The sequence below is a fragment of the Vibrio sp. Isolate34 genome, from assembly GCF_022397915.1.
Classification (GTDB): Bacteria; Pseudomonadota; Gammaproteobacteria; order Enterobacterales; family Vibrionaceae; genus Vibrio.
This window is the reverse complement of the sequence record NZ_JAKEUO010000004.1, coordinates 102,359-124,447: the sequence shown is the minus strand read 5'-3', so window position 1 is coordinate 124,447 and position 22,089 is coordinate 102,359. Positions and strand designations below refer to the sequence as shown.

The window sequence follows — 22,089 nt, the reverse complement described above, 5'->3', positions numbered from 1 at the left end:
AACGATATACGGGATTCGAAGAAAGATACTCGCATCCCGCATCTGCTCTTTATCGAACCAACCAACTCTTAGGGTTCTGAGCTTGGCTGTTTCTGCGAATCTCAAAGTACAATGATGGGCGAGTTTGACCGCCGGTGTTACCCGCAAGCGCGATGGCTTCACCCGCTTTAACTTTGTCACCTTCTTTCTTTAAAAGTGCTTGGTTAAAGCCATAGAGCGTCATATCACCTTTACCGTGGTCGAGAAGAACCACTAAACCATAGCCTCGCAGATACTCGGCAAATACCACCGTACCTGAGTAAACGGATTTAACCTGCTGACCGTACTTGGCGTTGATCACCATGCCTTTCCATTTAATTTGCCCCGTTTGACGTGAACCGTAGTTATGTAGAACTTTATCTTTGATCGGCCAAGGTAGCTTACCTTTACGTTTTGCTAGGCCATCCATCGGGACTGCATTACGTCGTTCTCGAGCCGCTTTTTCTGCTTTTGCTATTTCAGCTTTCAGGCGAGTTTCATTTCGCTGAAGTTCAGCCAAGTAATTTTTGTCGCCAGAAATATTCTTCTTAATACTGCCAACGGTTTTTTTGCGTTGTGTTTGAGTCTGAGACAACTTGTCACGCTTGGTGGTTTGCTGTTTTAACAATGTTGCGATTTGTTCTTGCTCGAGTTGACGTTGCTTGTGGCTTTCTTCTAATTCAAGTTGCGTCTGTTCAATCGTATTAATTGTTGCAGATCGCGCTTTGGCAAGGTGTTGGTAATAGTGGCTGATACGATCTTCTTCGACACCCGTGTTGAGGATGTGAGAAGATGCTTTGGCTCGACTTGTCATGTAGTAAGTCTGAATCAGTTGTTCTAACTTGTCTGTCTGGACTTTTTTCTGAGCAGTAAGCGCTTTAATCTTAGTGTCTAAGTTCGCAATATTAGCATTAGCGGTATTCAGCTGTCTTTTACTATCTAGAATCGCTTTTTCAAGCGAAGCGATGGAGAGCTCTTGTTTCTTGAGGCTTGCTTGTAGGCTATCGAGCTTTTTCTGCTGTGAGGATAGGTTTTTCTGTTGACGAGAGATTTCGCTAGACACGCCTTTTAGTTCACCTTGAGATGCAGCAAATGATGATGAAGACAAAAGAGCAACACCAAGGCTGGCAGATATCAAAAGAACAGTGCTCATTGATTTAACGGGTTTCATCATTATCGTCATTTGCTCTTATTAATAATCAGCATCTGCTGCGAGTCTTTTGCTGTGAGTCTTTCGCATCTCGGCTATCGGTTATTCGTCGGATCCCGAACCTGCTCTTAAATCCCATCACCGTGGATAAAGCTTTGTGAGCGACCATTGAATCCCTGGTCCATGTCTAAAGATGGCTTGTCAGTCTTAGGTTTACCTACAATTTTTGCAGGAACTCCAGCGACTGTTGTATGAGGTGGAACAGCCTGTAGAACCACAGAGCAAGAACCAATCTTAGCGCCTTCACCCACTTCAATGTTGCCGAGTATTTTAGCGCCGGCACCAATCATTACGCCTTCGCGGATTTTAGGGTGACGATCGCCGCCTTCTTTACCCGTACCACCAAGGGTCACGTCCTGAAGAATCGACACATCATTTTCGACTACAGCGGTTTCACCAATCACAATGCCTGTCGCGTGGTCGAGCATGATCGCTTTGCCGATGCGTGCGGCCGGGTGGATATCTACTTGGCAAGCGACTGAGATTTGGTTTTGTAGGTAAGTGGCAAGCGCAATACGCCCTTGCTTCCATAACCAGTTAGCGACTCGGTAACCTTGCAGAGCATGGTAGCCTTTAAGATAAAGTAGAGGCATTGAATACATCTCTACCGCCGGGTCTCGAGTCACTGTTGCACAAATATCACAAGCGGCAGCATCAATAATCGATTGATCCTGCTTAAATGCTTGTTCAACCACTTCACGTACTGCCATTGCAGGCATTGAAGCGGTCTTTAACTTGTTTGCCAGAATATAACTGAGTGCAGCGCCCAAGCTTTCGTGGTTGATAATAGTGGCATGGTAAAAACTCGCAAGCATAGGCTCTTGCTCTGACTGCTGTCGAGCTTCCTTCACAATGCATTGCCAAACCTTTTGCTGTTCACAGTGTTTCATTTTTCCATCCATTTTATCTATTTCATTCCACGACTTAATAAGCGATGTTATCGCTCTGACTTCTTGTCTCGAGCAAGTAGGTCTTGCGCCGCTAAGTGGGCATCTTTCCCTTGATACAGCACTTGATAAATTTGTTCAACAATTGGCATCTCAACGCCCATGCGTTCTGATAATAACCAAACTTCTTTGGTGTTTCGATAACCTTCGACCACTTGGCCGATTTCTTCTTGCGCTGTGTCTACGTCTTTACCTGAGCCTAGCGCCAAACCAAAGCGACGGTTACGTGATTGGTTATCGGTACATGTCAGTACTAAATCGCCTAATCCAGCCATGCCCATGAAAGTTTCTGGCTGTGCACCAAGCGCAGCGCCTAAGCGACTCATCTCAGCTAAACCACGCGTGATCAGTGCGGTACGAGCATTGGCACCAAAGCCAATACCATCAGACATGCCTGCACCAATCGCGATAACGTTTTTAACTGCGCCGCCAAGCTGCATACCAATGAAATCTGAGTTTGCGTACACGCGGAATGTTTTGCCACAGTGAATCTTTTCTTGTAGCTCTTTTAAGAAGTTTTCGTCTGGCGAGGCAACTGAAATTGCTGTCGGCATGCCCATCGCAAGCTCTTTCGCAAAAGTAGGGCCAGATAGAACGGCTAGTGAGTAACCATCACCAAGCACATCGTGTGCAACATCTTTAAGTAGGCGGCCAGTTTCTGGTTCCAATCCTTTCGTAGCCCAGCAAATACGAGAGTTTGTCGTTAAGTGTGGTTTCAGGCTATTTAGAACAATACCAAACACGTGGCTAGGCACAACAACGAGAAGGTCACGACTTGCTGTTACTGCTTTCTTAAGATCGGACTCGATGATTAGGCTTTCTGGGAATTTTATATTTGGTAGAAACTCATTATTAGCACGCTCAGATTCAAGACGAGCCATATGAACAGGGTCATGTCCCCAAAGAACAACGTTTGCACCGTTACGCGCTAGAGATATTGCTAAAGAGGTTCCGTAAGAACCTGCGCCAATGACCGTCATGGCGATTTCTTTGCCGTAAGCGCTGTCTTTACCGCAAGCGTCTGTCGTATGAGTCGGGCGAGTTGTTTCTGTCATGCTTCCACCTAAAAATAATGAGGGAAATCGGAGAGTTATGGAGAAACTCTCTATTAAGAAGAAAGAGTTCTACTAAAAAGAAATAGCTTTCTACTAAATTAGAAGGTTTTTGAACTTACTACAGTGTAAAGAAAAAATGCACATCGCAGAAGTTGCGATGTGCATTTAAAAGCTAACTAGCGCTTGAATCGTTAGAGTTAAGTTCTACTTTGAGACTTAAGCCTGTTCGCCTTCAGCTTGTTGAGCTTGGTTTTGTAGGTAGTTCATGAACAAAGCATCAAAGTTTACTGGAGCTAGGTTCAGTTGTGGGAATGTACCTTTAACCACTAGACTAGAAATCGTTTCACGCGCGTATGGGAACAGGATGTTCGGGCAGAATGCACCTAGGCAATGTGCCAGTTGGCCAGCTTCCATTTCGCTTGCCGAGAAAATACCGCCTTGCTGAACTTCACAAAGGAACGCTGTGTCTTCTGCATTCTTAACAGTAACCGTTAGGCGTAGGATAACTTCGTAAACGCCTTCACCAAGCTCACGGCTTTGAGTGTCTAGGTCCAGTTTTACATCTGGGTTCCACTCTTTTTGAAACATATCTGGAGAGTTTGGCGCTTCGAAAGAGACGTCTTTTAGGAAGATACGTTGGATTGCGAAGTTTTGTTGTGCGTCTTGTTGTGCTGCTTCAGCCATTTTCTTGTCCTTAAAAATTTTAAATTAGACTCTGTTCATTCTATTTATCGAACAAAGCCTGAAAGTTAGTTTATCGGTCAGCCGCTTCTTGCCTTTAACCTATTTCTTACCTTTAACCAAAGGAAGGTTAGCTTCGCTCCAAGCCACTAGGCCACTTTTCAGCACGCTTACGTTTTCGAAACCTGCTTTAACCAGCAAGTTCGCGCTTTCTTGAGCGGTTTGACCTGTCTTACATACTACGATGATTGGGTCAGCTTTGCGGCTTTCAAGGCTACCTAAGTTATTTGATTTGATGTCTGACGGTAAAATGTGAAGTGCGTCAGTAATATGACCCTTTTTGAACTCATCTTTAGTACGAATATCAACCACAACGCCGTTTTCGCGGTTAATCATGTGTGTGGTTTGCGCTGCCGTGATCTCTTTGTACGCTGCATTTGATGTTTTGATTACGTTCGCAATGATGGCAACAACCAAGCCGATCCATACGATGGCTAAAATCATATTCTCTTGAACAAATGGAACTAACTCTTGCATGTCTTGAACTCTTATTCGTTATTGGGCGAAAAACTCTAGGCAGGAGTATAGCGAGTTTTGGGGTTTGGTGTACATAGTTGTCAGTAGCCAACATTCATATTGCAATAGGCTTGTTGAGCACATAGACAATGAGACAGTTTCATTTTCAGATTTGAAGTGCGTAGTCATGTTGTCATCCTAAGCAGCAAGCATAGTCATGCTGTCCCTTAAGGAAAGTGTTTATTGTAATTAATATCGGGTTCTTGCGGTATTACTTAGCTGAAGCTTGCATTCGCTAATGTTTGAGCATGGAAAACAGTTACTATAAAATGCTCGGAGTTGTATTTTAGAAGGATAGGGGCCCAAAGTAGCGCTTGCAAAGTGGGTCTCTACAATGATTAACAGGCCTTCTCCTGTTTGGGTTGTAATCCTGATATACTTTAAGCATCTATAATAAGAAGGAAAACCTTCCCGACGGTTTTTTAAAAGATAGGAATAAAAAATGAGTAAACGTGTAATCACATTTGGTACATACGATATTTTTCATGTAGGGCATGTCAATATATTAGAACGTTGTGCATCTTTAGGTGACACATTGATAGTTGGTATATCAACTGATCAACTTAATTTTAGTAAAAAACAGAGAAACCCAATTTACACTCAAGAAGATAGAATGAAAATCGTCCAATCACTTTCGTTTGTCGATGAGGTGTTTTTTGAGCATTCATTAGAGAAAAAGCGCGAATATATTGAATTTTACCGAGCAGATATACTAGCTATGGGAGATGACTGGAAAGGTCGTTTTGATGAGTTTTCTGATATTTGTGAAGTTGTTTACTTCCCTCGAACCCCTTCGATATCGACAACTGAAATTATAGAAATAACAAAAGCAATTTAATATTAATTTGGCTAGAATTACATCTAGGGCTTTGTTTTTAAATTAAAACAAGGTAGAAACGTCACATGTGAACTGGTTGATTATTGATCGTTTCTATATTCATGAATTTAAGAAAAAGCTCTTATTGTTTTGTTAATTTGTACCCTGTTGGAGCATCTAATAGTATTCTTTTTATACATTCCACATTAAAATTATGGCAACATTCATCTAGTTCGCTTAACAGAACTTGCATTTCAGGCCAGCTCAGTTTACTCTCTTGAGCTGTCATGATTTTTTCGTGGCTGGTCCCTTCGACATTATCTCCGATCAAAAGCTCTTCATACAGCTTCTCGCCAGGTCTTAGGCCTGTAAACCTGATTTCAATATCGCCTTCATCCGAGCTTGAACCAATATTTTCTTTCATTCCCATAAGGTGCACCATGCGTTTTGCTAGGTCTAGGATCTTAATTGGCTCTCCCATGTCCAACACGAACACTTGGCCATTATTACCCATTGCGCCAGCTTGAATGACGAGCTGCGCCGCTTCAGGAATCAACATGAAGTAGCGAATAATATCAGGGTGAGTCACCGTTACTGGACCACCTGCCTTAATTTGTTTTTTGAATAATGGAACAACAGACCCAGATGATCCTAAAACATTGCCGAACCTCACCATAGTAAAAGTAGTCTGTGTGTCTTTGTCTGCTAGAGCTTGAAGAACGAGTTCCGCCATTCTTTTACTTGCTCCCATTACATTTGTTGGCCTTACGGCTTTGTCTGTAGAAATGAGAGTGAAATTTTTAACTCCACATTCTATAGCAGCTTGCGCACAGGATAATGTCCCAAAAACATTATTTCGAATGCCCTCTACGACATTATCTTCGACAAGAGGCACGTGTTTGTAGGCCGCGGCATGATATAAAGTGTCAACGTCATAGCTTGTCATCAGCTTTTCAAGGCGATTTTGTCTTTGAACTGAGCCTAGCGCAGCAATAATTTGAGTTTGGATTTTAAGATTATGCTTAGTCGCATTTAGCTCTTGTTCGATCTTATAAAGGTTATATTCATTTAACTCGAATAAGATCAGCGTTTTCGGTTTTTGAGCTATTATTTGGCGACACAGTTCAGAGCCTATTGAGCCTCCAGCACCAGTGACCATGACACTCTTGCCTATAATATTCTTAGTTAATAAATTATTGTCAGGGGTTATAGGTGTGCGTCCTAACAAGTCCGCAACATCCAGGTCTTTCACTTCGGTCGCGGTTGCTTTACCTGCAGCGATGTCCTCTACCGATGGAACTGACTGGATCGCGATAGGCCAGTTAGATAGTTTTTCAACCAACCTTAACCTTTTACCTTTATTGATATTGTTGATAGCCAATAACAGCTTGACTGGTTGATAAAGAGATTGAAGATGTTCAAATTCACTCGGGTGATGGACCTTTAACCCAAATAAAATATTGCCTCTTTTCTTTGGGTCATCATCTAACAGGATTACAGGGTTGTATTCATCGCCATGAATTAAAGCGTACACAAGTTCACGACCTGTAGCTCCTGCTCCATAAATAAAAACATTTGGTTTTTTCCGCTTGATCATTTGATCATAGGCGGAACGAATCATAATCCTTGGGCCACCCAATGTCAGTATAGCTAGACCAGCATAGATAAAAGGGACACTTCTAGGCACAAAGGTATGAAGGAAGAACCCGCTCATTACTAAGGTTAGCGATGAAATAAACACGGCAAAGAATATATTACCAACAGCGGGAAACATCATATACCGTAGAACTGCTCGGTACATTCCAAGTTTGGCAAAACTAAAAATGGTAATCGAGAGAGTGAGTAGTAAGGTTACCCATTCATCTAGGCCCAACTCGAATGTGTAGGTACCCAATCTTAGAGCTATCGCTAAGTAAAGCGAGAAGGTTATTGCAAAAACATCGTAACTAATACTGATTAAGCGTTTGTTTTTCCGCTTTGTGTTGAGGATAAGTCGTATTGGCTTAATCATTAGATACCTTGATGTCTTTCTAATCTTAGTTTACAAGTAGAAGTGAAGAGGGAATTGGTGAGCATTTTAATGTTCTTGAACGAGGTTAGCTAGTTGTAATTGTCGGTTCTTTGTTGAACAGTACAGTACTGCCCCTAGATTGTATGTTTTTTGTTCGCTTGCTCTTCTTTTTGTACTACTTTTATTTATATGATTTTGTTTATTAAATAGTGCAGTAGTGGAGGGAACTTCTCTCTTTGTGATGCATGAGCTCTTATCAGGAGTATTGACTGTAGTTAGGCTATGACATTTGAGTATACAAGGTTGTACAGGATAGATATAATTGTTCATATTTTTATCAAATCTTAGGCTATTGTAACTAAATGTCTTTATTTTTATTGTTAATCAATTCAGTGGCTACTTTCTTTATTCTTTATATTTTTCGCCATAAAATTATGAGTTTAATTGCCAAGAAAACATATTATTATTTTCAAAAGTTTCCAGTGAAAATTAATAGAGCTGTCTTTTCTAGCTTTTCCGGTAAATATTATAGTGACAACCCAAAATACTTATATTTAGAATGTATAAAAAACCACCCAGATATTGAGTGTGTTTGGGTAGTAGATGATAATGGAATTGATATTCCTGGAAAAGCCATAAAGGTTAGGAACAAAAGTTTTAAACATTTATACTATATGGCTACATCAAAATATTGGATATTCAACGCGAGAATTCCAGCTATGTTTACTAAGCGAGAAGAGCAAGTGTATTTGCAAACATGGCATGGCACACCATTGAAAAAACTTGGTTTAGATATGGACGTTGCTTACTTTGCGACGGCTAACTACAAACATAATTTTTATAAAAATGCGCAGCGTTGGGACTACTTAGTATCGGCTAACAAATTTTCAACAAAAGTTTTTCAATCATCATTCGGTGTAGATAAAGATATAATTGTTGAATGTGGCTATCCAAGAAATGATATTCTGATAAATCATTCTGAAAGCGATGTATTGAAAGTAAAAAACTCCCTTAACATTGAAGGTGATAAAAAAGTCATTCTGTATTGCCCAACTTGGCGTGATGACCAGAAAAGAACAAATAAGCAGTACGGGTTTAACCTTAAACTTGATCTTTGTAGGTTGAAGGAGAAGTTTGGTGATAGTGCTATTATCTTGCTAAGGATGCATTATTTAATAGCGGATAACTTAGATCTTACTGGTGTAGAAGATTTTGCATATGACGTATCTAACTATCCTGATATTCAGGAGCTATATATAGTATCCGATATCATGATTACAGACTATTCCTCTACGATGTTTGATTATACTAATCTTAAAAAACCAGTGATTTTGTACACTTACGACTTAGATAAATATAAAGATGTATTGCGCGGGTTTTATTTTGATATTATGAGTCTAAGCCCTGGTCCAATTGTCATTGAGCATTCTGAATTAGAAGATGAAATTGAAAAAGGACTGAGTGGGAAGCTGACTTACAATGAAGATTTCTATAATGAGTTTTGCACTATTGAGAGAGGGAACGCTTCTAACAAAATTCTAAACACCATGATTAACTGATATAAAGTTAGTTAACATAAAGCTGTAAACCCTTTTTGGTTTACAGCTTTATGTTTTATAAAATCACTTTCTTTTTAAGAAGTTTTTTAGCTATAGTGTAACTCTTCAGAGCGATGCATAACTTCAATATATTGATAACAGATCCGTTTTTTCTTGATACAGCTCTATTGAATATCGTGAGCTCTTTAATTTTATTGTTTTTGATTAAATGGTATCTAATCTTATTGTTTTCATTTACACAAGAGTAAATTTTTTCATAGTTATCTTTTATGTTATTTTTTATTAGATCAAATGCCAATACAGACTCTTGTGTAACATGATTTATTGCTTCTATGTGTCTAGGTAGCCTACTATTATAATTTAACTTTAACTCTTGTTCGTATGAAATATTTAAGCTAGCAAATTTTCTACAAATATCTTCAGTCATAGTCATCTGCTTAAACCGACATTTGATATTATATTCAGATAAACGATCTTGTGTGATAGATTTGTTGTCATTTGCTCTCACTCTATAGCTGTATACTAGGTTTGGAATGACAGAGATATTATCAGAATGGGCGTAACTCAAATATGTGAAAATGAAATCCTCACTAGACATACCTTCAGGGAAGGTGAGTTTGTTTTCAATTAAAAAAGAACGTTTGAATATTTTTCCATGGATTGCAATTACCTTTCTAACTTCTGGAGACTCGGCGACATTTGTAGTTATGATTTTTTCTTTAAATAACTTCCTTAGTCTAGAATCGTCGGTTGGTTTATTGTCAACATTAAATTGTCTTTTACCTAAAACTATATCACTGTTTGTCTGTTCAGCTGTAGTTACAAGGTTAAGTAATGCATCTTCATGGATAAAGTCATCTGAATCAATAAAAGTTACATACTCACCACAAGATTGCTTGATACCATAATTACGAGCAACACTTGCCCCAGAATTTTTTTGTTTGAAAAGCTTTATTCGATTATCGTTTTCCATGTAACTCTCGACAATGGAGATAGAGTTATCTGTTGAACCATCATCTACGATAATTAACTCATAGTTAGTAAAACTTTGTTGTAAGATACTAGTCAAGCACTCTTGTATAAATTCTTCTGTATTATATAATGGTACGATTATTGAAAGTTTCATCATGTTCTCCTCAATGAATTATGGTACCATTATAGTGTATTTATTATCAGTAATAAATTTTTTTGGATATTGACTTAGTGATTTTAAAAATTAAATTGTGGTTGTCTAAGTTTGGTTATTTAGATCTGATAGTTAAATACTTATTAGTAAAACTATCAATGCTAAAGTTTTTTACTGCTCATTTTAATAAAAAGGTTATATTCAATAAGTACATTTTTGAATGTTTTCAAGGTAAAAGTGTATGTGACTCTCCATTTAGCATTTACAAATTTTTATTGAAGAGCAAAGGTAATTCGTCGTTTGTTTGGGTCCTTGATTCTGAAAAGCATGAATTTTTTGAAGTACTCAGCAATAACGTTAATACTAAGGTAGTTATACGTGGTACAAAAGAATACGATAGCGAATATGCTACATCAGCATTTTGGATAACAAACTGCCGCCTTCCTTTTAGATTCGTAAAAAGGAAAGGCCAAAAATATATTCAGTGCTGGCATGGTACCCCTTTGAAACGCCTGGGTTTGGATGTAAAGGCCAGTGCTTATGCTACATCGAGTTTAAAAGGTATGTACTTTAGCTACTTAGCAGATTCTAGACGTTACGACCATTTTATTTCTCCGAGTTCTTATGCTTCTGAACGTTTCTGTTCAAGTTTTGGAATTGGCTCGGATAAAATTATTGAACAGGGTTACCCACGAAATGATGCTTTGATTAATGATGTTAATAACCTTGACAAACTGAAATATATAAAGTTGACGCTAGGTATAGAGCCTAGTAAGAAAGTGATACTTTATGCACCAACCTGGCGTGATAATCAATATTCGAAAGAGACGGCTAGCTTTTATTTTAACAATCCTCTTGAAAATGAAACTTTCTTAGGTGAATTTGATGATAGTTATGTTTTTTTATTTAGAGGCCATTATTTTTCAGACTCAATTGAAACATCAAGTCGTTTTATAGATGTTTCTAATTATAATGATGTTAATGACCTATATCTTATCGCTGATGCTCTAATAACAGATTATTCTAGTGTGTTTTTCGATTATTCAGTGTTAAATCGCCCCATCTTTTTTTTCATGTATGATCGAGAGGTCTATGAGAAAGAAGTAAGAGGTTTCTATATTGATATTGATCAAGATCTCCCTGGTCAAATTTTTTATGATAGTCATTCTTTATCAAATGCGTTAAAATCCAACGTAATAGTAAATCATAATTCTTTCAACGAGAGATTTAACCCTTTTGAAGATGGCTTCTCTACAACGCGAGTTATAGAAAAAATCATTGAAAATTAGGTGTTATGCTAGCTTTAGTGGTTAACTTCGTATTATAAGCAAGAAGTTAGTTGAAAAGGGTTTTGTTACTTAATTTTGTTGATGAAGTGTTCAATGATTAACGTTGAAAAGTCCAAATTTTTTGATTTTCCTCATACTTCATCTATTACTCACAAAATATAGATCATTTAAACTATAAAAAATGTCTGATTAAGCTATGAAATTTTTTAATAAAATAAAAACTGCTTTAGCAAGAAACGTTGCATTTTTCTCGGTGTTACGTTCATTATATCCATTTTTTAGAAATGATGCTTTAGTTGAAGTTAATAAGTTATCTTTTTGTATATTTTTAAGTAAATATATAAATATGGTCGTGATGTTTATCCCGATTAAATTGTTATTTATTTTGTCAGGCGCTAAAAATATATCTTTTTTGCTTGATATTGAACAACAGTTGGGTAGGAATGTATATATAGGGTTTTGGGTCTGCCTTGTTATTATTCTCTACATTTTCGATATGATTGTTAAGATATATAAAGGCAAGCTTATTAATCATCAAAAGAATATTATAGATAATAAAAAATACGTTTTTATTGGAAAGGATATATCTCAAAAAATAGTACTTCGTACATACAGTCCTTACTGTCAAATGCTATCTGATTTTTTAGTTCTCTTCGCTTCTATTATGGTTTTCTTTATACTTAGCCCTCATTACGCTGTTTTTTATATTATCGTAGTTCTCGGGTATTTTTTATTTTTGGAATACTTATTGTTTTCACCACATCAGCCAAGGTTGCTTAAGAAACTAAGTTTGGATAATAATCAATTTATTCAAGTGTGTAATGGTATGCTTTATCTTGTTTTCTTTTTGGGTATTATTGCTGTATTAATTTTAGATTCTATTCATATATTAGTCGCTATATTAATATTATTAGTTGCTCGTATTTCTACAACCTCATTACGCACTGTATTCACCTCACAAAAATCACTCAGAAGAGACTACTTTCAAAATAATGAATCATAAAATGACTAATATCCTGTTTTGACTGATCTAAGTTTATTTTTTTAGCTGTGTCTTTATTGATTGGTTTAACGTGATTGAACCAATCATCTTGTTTCTTTATTGCTTTTCCCCACGTTAGCTCATTGTAATCGAATGAAAACCCTACATGTTTTGAATATTCATTGATATCATAAGGTAGAAATCCGACAGGCTTATTCAGCATTGCAAAATCACAATAAATACTCGAATAATCAGTGATCAACGTATCGAATTGATTAAGATGCTCAGTAATATCTTCTACCTTATTTGAATCAAGGTTGACGATATTTTTCCCTACGAATTGGGAAAGGTTAACTTCAAATTTGGGATGGAGGCGAATAAATATTACAGTATTTTCTTCCTCTAATTTACTGTTTAATTCATTTTTATTGAAGTCATGAAATGGGAATAGCCTAACATCATCATATGGGCGCCATGTAGGGCTATAAAGAGTAAATTTTGTATTCTTATTTTTTCTGAAACTCTCTATAAATTCTGAGCAGGATTTATTCATTGAGTCTAATCGGGGTTGCCTAGCTACCAGAACTTGTTCGTTTGTTACTCCAAACGCTTTCCCTATGTAATCTGAAAAGTAATCTGATGGGCTTAAGTAATAACTAATATTTGTGCTCATCACTTTATAATATAATTTTTTCATTAAACCAGCAGATTGGTCCATAAGGCCGATGTTTTTTAGTGGTGTTCCGTGTCCGAGTTGAATTACGAGGCGATGATACTTCATGAAAAGCCCACTGACAGGAGCATCCATAGTGCTCATAACCCAGCATTTTGCTTTTAAAATATACACTTTCTGAAGGAAACCTTTGTTCGATATAAAATAATCCCCTAACTCTCTATTAAGATGTTCTCTTTTTTTATCATCATTTATTATGAACTTTACTTCGAAGCCAAGTTCTTCGAATTTATTTTTATGATTTAGAAATAGGTACTTTGAATTAAACGTAAAGTCTTTATTAACGGTTGAGTTGAATATTATTCTTTTCTTTCTTTTTCCTACTATAAAAAATAATGATAGAAAAAAACCAGAAGTAGCATCGACAAAGCGTTGGATTAAAAATTTATTTTTATTGTTAATTGACCACATGATAACCACCAATAGACTTGATATACTAATATACTACAGCATACGTAATTCAGAGAGAAGTGGCTTTGGAAATGGTCTTAGTAACTGGCGGTAACGGTTTTATTGGTAAAGAATTGGTTACATTCTTACAAAATGATTTCACGGTGCGAACATCCGTACGTCAACTGGATGGTAAGTGCAAAGCCCTCCCTCCATCTGTTGAAACTGTTGTTACTGGTGATATATCTGACAAAACAAACTGGAATAGGGCGATTGATGGTGTTGATGTCGTCATTCATCTTGCTGGTAGGGCGCATATTTTGGATGATACAGCCCTTTCTCCTATCGACTTGTTTAGGGAGGTTAATACTAAAGCGACATTGCACCTGTTTGATGAAGCCGTTAAGAATGGTGTCCGACGTTTTATTTTTGTAAGTAGTATTGGTGTCACCGGCAATATTACTCATGGAAAACCATTCACAGAACAAGATTCCCCCGAGCCAGCTTCTGATTATGCTCTTTCAAAATATGAAGCAGAAAAACAACTTACCCTAGCGGCTGCTCAAAGTGACATCGAACTTGTTATTATTCGACCTGCTTTAGTGTATGGGAAGAGTGCGCCGGGAAACATTGCACGATTGTCTCGAATAGCCACTAAATGTCCATTTTTACCATTCGGCTTAGTCGCAAACCGCAAAAGTTTTGTCTCAATTGAGAATTTAGTGTCATTGTTGGCGTTGTGCATTACTCACCCGGCAGCTTCTAATCAAGTGTTTTTGGCTGCTGATACTACACCCGTTTCGACAAAACAATTGGTTAACATTTTAAGCAAAGTTGAAGAAACAAATACGATAAACTTTCCTTTTCCCGTCGCACTTATGCGTATGGTTGCAGCACTCCTGGGGAAGAAGGCTATGGCTAGTCAATTGTTTGATGATCTTGAAGTAGATAATACTAAGGCTAGAAAGATGTTGGGGTGGAAACCTTGTGATGGTTTTGATTCAATACCTAAATAATTACCTCGTACTTCTGTACTCACATCGACTTACGTTTTGCCACCGATATTTTATAATAGGTCTTACATTTTGATTCGTATATTAGATTTTATTTTTGCTTTCTTTGGCTTGTTGTTCCTTTGGCCTGTATTTGTTGTTATTTGTATCCTCGGCTATTTTGATACGGGTTCCCCTGTCTTTTTTCAGACAAGAGTAGGGCGTAACAAAAAACCATTCACTTTAGTTAAATTTCGCACCATGCCAGTGGAAACAAAATCTGTTGCGACTCATCTAGTTGGAGCGAGTTCTGTGACTAAGCTCGGTGGATTCCTGCGTAAAACTAAGCTTGATGAACTGCCTCAGTTATACAACGTACTTAAAGGTGAAATGAGTTTAGTTGGTCCAAGACCTTGCCTGTTTAACCAACAAAAGTTGATTGATGAGAGAGAATCAAGAGGTGTACTCGCGGTAAGACCAGGTGTAACCGGATTAGCTCAAATCAACGATATCGATATGTCGACACCGAAAAAACTGGCGGAATGGGATCAACGCATGATTAACACGCTGAATACTAAATTGTATTTCCAGTACATTATTCAAACCGTGTTAGGCAAAGGCTCTGGCGACAGAGTGTAGTTAATAGTTAATAGTTAACAGTTAATAGCAAGCAGCTAATAGCAAACAGTTGGCTGCATCTTATCTCTAGGCTCAGGTGTGTTTTACCTTCTGAGGTTGGCAGAGGTTAATCTTGTTAGCTTAACAATCGATTTGTGTGCTTACCTTATCTTATCTTGCATAGGCACTAGCATGGGGATAGGTTTCGGCTTTGCACTCATATTTGTGTGAGGCTATTTCCTAAATAACGCATTAAAGGTATTGCTTATGATTTATCCATTTACTTGATTGTGGTTATTATCTATCATGATTAATCAGTTGTTTAAGCTGAGCAACTGATTGAGGGTGTAAAACTTACCCTCTACATATAAACGTTTATATTAATGGAAATCATTATGAAAAAGATGGCTCTAGCAGCTGCATTAGCAGTTAGCTTCTCAGGTGCTGCATTCGCAGCTGAAACGACAGCAGCAGCGGGCACTGGTTCTGGTACTGGTACAGCAGCAGGCGCTGGTGCATCTGCAGCAGCAGCTGGCACAGCAACAACCGTTGCAGTTGCGACAGCAGCAGTAGCAGCAGCGGCAGCAGTAGCCGTTGCTTCTAACGAAAGCGGCGCAACGACTACAACAACTACTCGATAATTTTTGAGTAATACATGTTTTAGTTAACGTATGTTTAAAACCATTTTATGTGAAAGCATAAAGTGGTTTTTTTTATATCAGATTTTCATATTGGACATCAGCAACAAGATTGCTAGGAAGCAGAACTCGTCATGCTTAAACCTCTAATCATATCCCTTGGTCTTTTTCTTGCTGGTTGTTCTCAGCAGTTTCAAGACGTCAATTCCACTTTTGATGAAGCCTTTTTTGGAAGCTCTGATGTTGAGCTGTCGAAGGAATACATTCAAAACTTACCTTATTCCAGCATTTACGCCGAAGTGAATGACCAAGGTAAAATCTTCATGGTCTTAGCGTACGTCGGTGAAAACCCGCAAACGGGCGCAGAGCAGTTAAAGTGGATGTCTTCTGACAAAGCGATGATCGTCACTGAAAATGGACGTGTCGTACAAACGCTATTGCTTCCTTACGAAAACCTTTCTGGTTTGGCATTCCAACCGTTAAATTCGTTCTCTTCTGGAAACCACTCGTCAGCCGATTCTTCTTCTGCGTTTGATGTGTCTGCCAACCCCGGAGCTCAAAAGTGGCAAGCGGTTTACGACTGGCAACCTAACTATCGATTCGGCTATAAAGCGGACATCACCCGAACGTATGCGGGAAATGACACGGTTGAAACTCCGTTAGCGTCTATCGATACCAAGAAGTTCCAAGAAAAAATTCAATTCCCAATGTTAGAACAAGACATCACCAACGAATATTGGGTCGACAGCAAAGGCAAAGTGGTAAAAACCATACAGTATTTAGGCCCTGATATGACAAGGCTTGAGTTAACCGTCCTTAAGCATTATCAAAGCAATTAACGAACAGGGTAATGAACTAAAATGATGAATTATATGAGTCATACGTCAAAAATGACGGGGCGTCGGTTGCCAGTAGTGAGAGCTCTGTTAATGATGAGCGCTTTGTTTGCTTTGAGCTCCGCTTCTGCGGCTTCTGATCTTGTTACGCCTGCTTCTCTTGATAAACCTGACAGCACTTCTTCAGTTAAAACAACCATCGAGCTTCCTCTTCAAGGTGTGACGCTTGAGTACCAAACTAACGTTCGACTGCTGCGTGTATTAGACGACGCAAACGCGAATGCGAGCTCTAACGCTAACGGTACTATTGGTTATTTCCCCCTTTCAGCTCAACTGTTTGATAAAACCAATACCGAATCGAATAAAGCTAACGAAGATATCGAAGCCAAAAAGCGCAATGTACTGAACCAGCTTGAAGCTTTCGCAGTAGAAGAGCCAGAAGCAAATTTAGTGCGCCAACAATTAGCCTCTTTCCAATATCTCAATCGAGTGTTTATTGAGTTAGACCGTAATGCCGTTATCTCTCAATCAGATAAGAACCCACTGCTTGTTTCAAGTTCTCATACTAACAAGCCGTCTGCTGCCATAAAAAGAGCATCTATTAGCCAAACTCAAGTCTTTTCTCTGTACTTACCACAACGACCAACGTCAATTCAGTTGATGGGTGCAATGAAAGAGTCGGTAACAATGAATCTGATTGAGCATGGCACGTTGAATGATTACCTCGATGCATTACCGAACGGCTTTGTTGGTGAATCTGCAGATAAAAGTGTGGCGTATGTTGTTCAGCCAGATGGCGTGGTGCAAACCATTCAATATGCGTACTGGAACGAACAGCCGGTGTACTTAGCACCAGGTGCTATTGTATTTATGGCGTTCTACTCTCTGCCATCGGAATACTCAACGTTGAACCAAGATATTGTCGATTTGCTACGTCATAAGGTTGGCCTGTAATGCTGAAACAGAAATCATTCCCTCTATCGGCAGCGTGCACATCGGTTACCTGCGCTTTGTTAATGGCTAACAGTGGCTTTGTATTTGCAGAGACGGTTTTTGCTGCCCCGGTTTTTACAGACACGGCTCGTGCAGAAACAGCCATTGATTCCTCTTCGATTCGAGCAGAAAAATCGTCATTCGACGACACTGAATACAGAACATCGCAAATGAATTTTGGTGGTGTTGGCTTAATGCAAATGCCGACAGGCCGAATGGCACCAGAAGGTGAGTTCAACTTTAGTGCATCGTTTAACAATGAGTACTATTTTTATAACGTGAGCCTACAGGTAATGCCTTGGCTTGAAACCACCATTCGTTATACACAAGTACAAGATCTCTTTTATAGCGGTGGTGGTAACCAAGACTGCTCTCAGAACTCATTCAGTGGCTGTACCAAATACACAGATAAAGGCATCGACTTTAAACTGCGTTTAATCGAAGAAGGGTATTACTTACCGGAAGTGTCGGTCGGTGTACGTGACTTTGGTGGTACCGGTTTATTTGATGGCGAGTTTGTTGCAGCCACCAAACGCTTTGGCCCTGTTGATTTTACCTTGGGCATGGCTTGGGGATACATGGGCACTAGTGGCAATTTCACTAACCCATTGTGTAAAGCCAGTGACAAGTATTGTGAACGCCCGTCTGATTATAAAGGCAATGGCGGCAGTGTTGACTTTGAACGCTGGTTTAAAGGCGATGCGGCGATTTATGGTGGCTTTGAATATCAAACCCCATATAAGCCGTTAACCTTGAAGCTTGAATACGATGGCAATGATTATTCTCAAGACTTCCCTGTAGTACGTGGTGGTGTCGACATGACACAACACACGCCATGGAACGTGGGTGCGGTTTACCGTTTCACCGATTGGAGTTCGGCTAAAGTGAGCTACGAGCGAGGTGATACGCTAACCCTCGGTTTTGACCTCTCTACCAATTTCAACGAAATGTATTCCGTGTGGCGAGATACCGAAACAGCAGAGTTACGCCCGAGTGGTGTCGAGACGGTTGATGACATTGATATGGCGGCCCTTGCAAGCCAACTTGAAACGATCGCTGGTTATGAACAAGCGCAAATTTTGGTCGACGATAACAGCATTGTAGTCAAGGGCACTCAGGTTAAATATCGAGACAGAGATATCGCCGTTGAGCGCGGTGCGACCGTGATCGCGAACGCGGTACCGAGTTACATTGATACTTACAAAATAATCGAAAATGATAAATCGATGGAACTTACCGAGACAACGGTCAATGCACAAGCGTTCAAAGCGGCGGCGAACAACAATTATCTTAACGCTCAAACCAGTGATGCTTCACACACTCACGAATTAGAACGTAAGAAATCCGTTATCTATCATGATGGGCGTGAGCGAATCGATGTGTCGGTTTCACCAAACCTCGCTCAATCGTTCGGTTCGGCTGAAAATTTCTATTTATACAGTTTGGGCTTATACACCAATGCTTCGTTCTGGGCGTTAAACAATGTTGAACTGTCGGGCTCTCTGTACGTTAACTTAGTCGATAACTACGACAAGTTTAATTATACCGTCCCATCAGACGGCACTGACCAAACGCCAAGAGTAAGAACCTTGTTCCGCTCTTACGTTGACGACCCGGTTCGCTTAGATCGCTTACAGCTGACTTGGTTTGAAGACTACGGCAGCGGTGTCTACACCCAAGCTTACGGGGGTTACCTTGAAAGCATGTTTGCGGGGGTGGGGGGCGAAATCCTGTATCGACCATTCAACCAAAACTGGGCCATTGGTGCAGACATGACTGCAATAAGCCAGCGCGATCCTGAAAGTTGGTTCGGCACGTTTGATCAAGAGATCCAAGTCAACCCTGATAACAGTAGCCGAACGTACAAAGTGATTGATAAGGGCACAACGGGCTTCATCACCGGTTACTACACCCCACAATGGGACTTCTTGAGCGATACCTTGCTTAAAGTGGGCGTTGGTAAATTCCTTGCGGGTGATATCGGGACTCGTGTCGATTTCTCTAAGCAGTTCAAGAGTGGCGTTATTGCCGGTGCGTTTGTCAGCTTAACCGACATGACAACGGAAGAGTACGGTGAAGGCAGCTATACCAAAGGCTTCTATGTATCAATTCCGTTTGATCTCGTTACCGTGAAGCCAAGCTCAAGCCGCGCAGGCTTTACCTGGTTACCGATCACGCGTGACGGCGGCCAAGTGTTGAATAAGCAATACAACTTGTTCGATCAAACCGATGCTCGCTCACCTTGGTTCCAAAGACCAAGCAGCGTTAAGTAGATTTTTGGATGGCGAAGTCTAAGAGTTACGGATTCATAGGTTTTCAACTATTTGGATCCGCTCCTAGGCTCTCGCATCAGCCCTTAAGCTCTTTAACCTTGAAGCTCTTTCACCTTGAGAGCATTCAACTAGGTTGATAATAAGCACAGATTGTGGATAATGCTTACGCAATAAAATAACCGTGTGGAAGTAAGGTCTTTGACACGGTTTACGACAAAAAACTTCTATCTCAATTCCAAATAGATAGAGGCACATTAATTACGCAGTGTTATGTCGCGGAATATCAAAGGGCGGTAGCGTCCCACTTCCCAATCGTAAATGGGAGTAAGATCACAGCTCTTTCACTCCTTGGCTCTATTAAATACTGCGTAGCTGATAAAATGACTCGCTTAACTTCCTTTGGGTATCCTTCGGGGTATCACGACACATTCCGTTTCTATGAACTTGGTTAACATGAAGATTAATAAAAATCGTCTCCTTATAGCGCTCCTTCCTGCACTGCTTGCAGGCTGTACGACTCCAGGTACTCACCTGTCTACTGGTGGCAAGAATGTGATTCAGCCTTCTGAGGAACAACAAGAGTCTGATATTTCTGAAGTGGTGAATGTTTACCCGCTGACGGCACAATCAGTATCGAGTTACCAAACCAGTACATTGTCGGTGTCACAAGCGAACCCTGAACTCGACGTAGACATCGCCAAGTATGAATACCAAGTAGGTGTCGGTGATATCCTAAACATCACCATTTGGGATCACCCTGAACTGACCATTCCTGCGGGCTCTTACCGTAGCAGTACCGAAGCAGGTAACTGGGTTCATGCTGATGGCACTATCTTCTACCCATACATTGGTACAGTAGAAGTGGCAGGAAAAACCGTTCGTGAAATTCGTTCTGATATAGCGACACGTTTGGCGAAATACATCGAAAGCCCTCAGGTTGATGTGAACGTCGCGGCTTTCCGATCGAAGAAAACATACATTACCGGTGAGGTTTCAAAACCTGGCCAGCAGCCAATCACCAATATCCCTTTAACATTACTGGATGCCGTGAACCGCTCTGGTGGTTTGTCTGAAGATGCTGATTGGCGTAATGTTTCATTAACCCGTAATGGCGTGGAAGAAAATATCTCGCTTTATGGTTTGATGCAACGTGGTGACTTAACTCAAAACCGCTTACTGCAAGCTGGTGATATTGTTCACGTACCGCGTAACGATAATCAAAAAGTATTCGTGATGGGTGAAGTGAATGCCCCACAATTGTTGAAGATCGACCGTGTTGGCATGAGCCTTACGGAAGCGCTTAGCAACGTAGGTGGTATTAACCAGTTAACGGCAGATGCAACGGGCGTGTTTGTGATTCGCACTTCGGATGATAAATCTGAACGCATGGCCGATATCTACCAACTGAATATGGAAGATGCCTCTGCATTGGTGATTGGCACCGAGTTTGATTTAAAACCTTACGACATTGTTTACGTAACGGCAGCACCAATCAGCCGTTGGAACCGTGTTATTGGTCAGCTTGTACCGACCATTTCAGGCTTCAACGACCTAACCGAAGGTATGTTGCGCGTTCGTAATTGGTAATCACTGAATATTAATCATCAGGTTGCATTTAGCGTGTGACCTGATTTTTTATGCCCATAAATACATGACAGTTTGTTGGTAAACTCAGTATAAAAACTTGTTTCGTTTATTAAATCATTTAGCTTATAGGTACGTTCAGCTTATAAGCCAGTAGAATTAGAAGTCAGTTATGTTTAATAAAATTTTAGTCGTATGCGTGGGCAACATTTGTCGTTCCCCGACGGGAGAGCGAGTTTTACAAAGCTTGCTTCCTAACAAAGAAGTGGCTTCGGCCGGTATTGCTGCTGAAAAAAGTCGCTTAATCGGTAAGCCTGCAGACGACACTGCAATCTTAATTGCCGCTGAAAATGGGGTCGATGTTGAAAATCATCAGTCTCAGCAAGTGACGCCACAGCTTTGTGCGCAGTATGATTTGATCTTGGTGATGGAGAAGGGCCATTTAGAAGCGCTCACTCAAATATCACCAGAAGCGCGTGGTAAAACCATGCTGTTTGGTCAGTGGATTGGTCAAAAAGACATTCCCGATCCGTATCGTCAAAGCCGTGAAGCGTTTGAACATGCTTACCAGCTGATTGACGAAGCGGCACAAGCTTGGGCGAAAAAACTGTAATGGATGCTGTCATTTAATCTAGATAGCCTTAAGCCTTAAGCCTTAAGCCTTAAGCCTTAAGCCTTAAGCCTTTAGCCTTTAGCTTTAAGCCGTTAAGCTTGAATCGCCACCAATAGAATCACATAAGAGGTAAGGGTACGTAAGCCGT

Annotated in this window: 20 protein-coding genes; 12 read left to right on the top strand and 8 right to left on the bottom strand. The window is 39.8% G+C overall.

Annotation, left to right across the window (positions count from 1 at the left end; genetic code table 11):
- Nucleotides 1–49: 49 nt before the first annotated feature.
- From L1D22_RS06430 to L1D22_RS06410, 5 genes are all read right to left on the bottom strand, one after another.
- Nucleotides 50–1,201 carry a peptidoglycan DD-metalloendopeptidase family protein gene (locus L1D22_RS06430; protein WP_239829108.1) on the bottom strand — a complete coding sequence of 384 codons (1,152 nt, stop codon included), beginning with the start codon at nucleotides 1,199–1,201 and terminating at the stop codon, nucleotides 50–52.
- Between the two features lie 95 nt (nucleotides 1,202–1,296).
- Nucleotides 1,297–2,118, bottom strand: coding sequence for a serine O-acetyltransferase (gene cysE, locus L1D22_RS06425; RefSeq protein ID WP_239829107.1), 822 nt, complete (start codon nucleotides 2,116–2,118; stop codon nucleotides 1,297–1,299).
- Nucleotides 2,119–2,165: 47 nt separating this feature from the next.
- Entirely contained in the window at nucleotides 2,166–3,230 is a 1,065-nt protein-coding gene (gene gpsA / locus L1D22_RS06420) for an NAD(P)H-dependent glycerol-3-phosphate dehydrogenase (protein WP_239829106.1), read from the bottom strand.
- A 216-nt stretch (nucleotides 3,231–3,446) separates the two neighbouring features.
- Nucleotides 3,447–3,914, bottom strand: coding sequence for a protein-export chaperone SecB (gene secB, locus L1D22_RS06415; RefSeq protein WP_009847959.1), 468 nt, complete (start codon nucleotides 3,912–3,914; stop codon nucleotides 3,447–3,449).
- 99 nt (nucleotides 3,915–4,013) lie between these two features.
- Nucleotides 4,014–4,448, bottom strand: coding sequence for a rhodanese-like domain-containing protein (locus L1D22_RS06410; protein ID WP_239829105.1), 435 nt, complete (start codon nucleotides 4,446–4,448; stop codon nucleotides 4,014–4,016).
- Nucleotides 4,449–4,929: 481 nt separating this feature from the next.
- On the opposite strand from L1D22_RS06410, the gene L1D22_RS06405 reads away from it, so the two are divergent.
- Complete coding sequence (locus L1D22_RS06405; protein WP_017070570.1) at nucleotides 4,930–5,325, top strand: adenylyltransferase/cytidyltransferase family protein; 396 nt, start codon at nucleotides 4,930–4,932, stop codon at nucleotides 5,323–5,325.
- A 121-nt stretch (nucleotides 5,326–5,446) separates the two neighbouring features.
- On the opposite strand, the gene L1D22_RS06400 is transcribed toward L1D22_RS06405, so the two are convergent.
- Nucleotides 5,447–7,315 (bottom strand): nucleoside-diphosphate sugar epimerase/dehydratase, encoded by a 1,869-nt coding sequence (locus tag L1D22_RS06400; protein ID WP_239829104.1) that lies wholly within the window; start codon nucleotides 7,313–7,315, stop codon nucleotides 5,447–5,449.
- Nucleotides 7,316–7,677: 362 nt separating this feature from the next.
- On the opposite strand from L1D22_RS06400, the gene L1D22_RS06395 reads away from it, so the two are divergent.
- Nucleotides 7,678–8,874, top strand: a complete 1,197-nt coding sequence (locus L1D22_RS06395) for a CDP-glycerol glycerophosphotransferase family protein (protein ID WP_239829103.1) — start codon at nucleotides 7,678–7,680, stop codon at nucleotides 8,872–8,874.
- A 55-nt stretch (nucleotides 8,875–8,929) separates the two neighbouring features.
- Here the strand turns inward: L1D22_RS06395 and L1D22_RS06390 are convergent, their stop codons facing one another.
- On the bottom strand, nucleotides 8,930–10,003 hold the full coding sequence (locus L1D22_RS06390; RefSeq protein WP_239829102.1) for a glycosyltransferase: 1,074 nt from the start codon (nucleotides 10,001–10,003) through the stop codon (nucleotides 8,930–8,932).
- Nucleotides 10,004–10,062: 59 nt separating this feature from the next.
- Between L1D22_RS06390 and L1D22_RS06385 the strand changes: the two genes are divergently transcribed.
- Together L1D22_RS06385 and L1D22_RS06380 are read left to right on the top strand one after the other, a co-directional pair.
- Entirely contained in the window at nucleotides 10,063–11,289 is a 1,227-nt protein-coding gene (locus L1D22_RS06385; protein WP_239829101.1) for a CDP-glycerol glycerophosphotransferase family protein, read from the top strand.
- A gap of 196 nt (nucleotides 11,290–11,485) precedes the next feature.
- On the top strand, nucleotides 11,486–12,292 hold the full coding sequence (locus L1D22_RS06380) for a hypothetical protein (RefSeq protein WP_017070575.1): 807 nt from the start codon (nucleotides 11,486–11,488) through the stop codon (nucleotides 12,290–12,292).
- Here L1D22_RS06380 and L1D22_RS06375 read toward each other — a convergent pair.
- The gene (locus tag L1D22_RS06375; RefSeq protein ID WP_239829100.1) at nucleotides 12,258–13,415 is read right to left on the bottom strand and encodes a CDP-glycerol glycerophosphotransferase family protein; all 1,158 of its coding nucleotides are present in this window, start codon (nucleotides 13,413–13,415) and stop codon (nucleotides 12,258–12,260) included. The two genes, L1D22_RS06380 and L1D22_RS06375, sit on opposite strands and share 35 nt — an antisense overlap.
- 71 nt (nucleotides 13,416–13,486) lie before the next feature.
- Here L1D22_RS06375 and L1D22_RS06370 point away from each other — a divergent pair, with 71 nt between their 5' ends.
- From L1D22_RS06370 to L1D22_RS06335, 8 genes are all read left to right on the top strand, one after another.
- Nucleotides 13,487–14,410: an NAD-dependent epimerase/dehydratase family protein gene (locus L1D22_RS06370; protein WP_239829197.1), complete on the top strand. Its 924-nt coding sequence runs from the start codon at nucleotides 13,487–13,489 to the stop codon at nucleotides 14,408–14,410.
- A gap of 66 nt (nucleotides 14,411–14,476) precedes the next feature.
- Nucleotides 14,477–15,025, top strand: coding sequence for a sugar transferase (locus tag L1D22_RS06365; RefSeq protein ID WP_239829196.1), 549 nt, complete (start codon nucleotides 14,477–14,479; stop codon nucleotides 15,023–15,025).
- Between the two features lie 374 nt (nucleotides 15,026–15,399).
- Nucleotides 15,400–15,645 (top strand): hypothetical protein, encoded by a 246-nt coding sequence (locus L1D22_RS06360; RefSeq protein ID WP_016784037.1) that lies wholly within the window; start codon nucleotides 15,400–15,402, stop codon nucleotides 15,643–15,645.
- A gap of 131 nt (nucleotides 15,646–15,776) precedes the next feature.
- Nucleotides 15,777–16,481, top strand: coding sequence for a YjbF family lipoprotein (locus L1D22_RS06355; RefSeq protein ID WP_239829099.1), 705 nt, complete (start codon nucleotides 15,777–15,779; stop codon nucleotides 16,479–16,481).
- A 66-nt stretch (nucleotides 16,482–16,547) separates the two neighbouring features.
- Nucleotides 16,548–17,432 (top strand): capsule biosynthesis GfcC family protein, encoded by an 885-nt coding sequence (locus L1D22_RS06350; RefSeq protein WP_239829195.1) that lies wholly within the window; start codon nucleotides 16,548–16,550, stop codon nucleotides 17,430–17,432.
- Nucleotides 17,432–19,744, top strand: coding sequence for a YjbH domain-containing protein (locus tag L1D22_RS06345; RefSeq protein WP_239829098.1), 2,313 nt, complete (start codon nucleotides 17,432–17,434; stop codon nucleotides 19,742–19,744). The genes L1D22_RS06350 and L1D22_RS06345 overlap by 1 nt, the downstream gene beginning before the upstream one ends.
- Before the next feature lie 453 nt (nucleotides 19,745–20,197).
- Complete coding sequence (locus L1D22_RS06340; protein WP_239829097.1) at nucleotides 20,198–21,331, top strand: polysaccharide export protein; 1,134 nt, start codon at nucleotides 20,198–20,200, stop codon at nucleotides 21,329–21,331.
- A 169-nt stretch (nucleotides 21,332–21,500) separates the two neighbouring features.
- A complete protein-coding gene (locus L1D22_RS06335; RefSeq protein ID WP_048661373.1) occupies nucleotides 21,501–21,941 on the top strand; it encodes a low molecular weight protein-tyrosine-phosphatase in 441 nt (146 codons plus the stop codon).
- The last annotated feature ends 148 nt before the right edge of the window (nucleotides 21,942–22,089 follow it).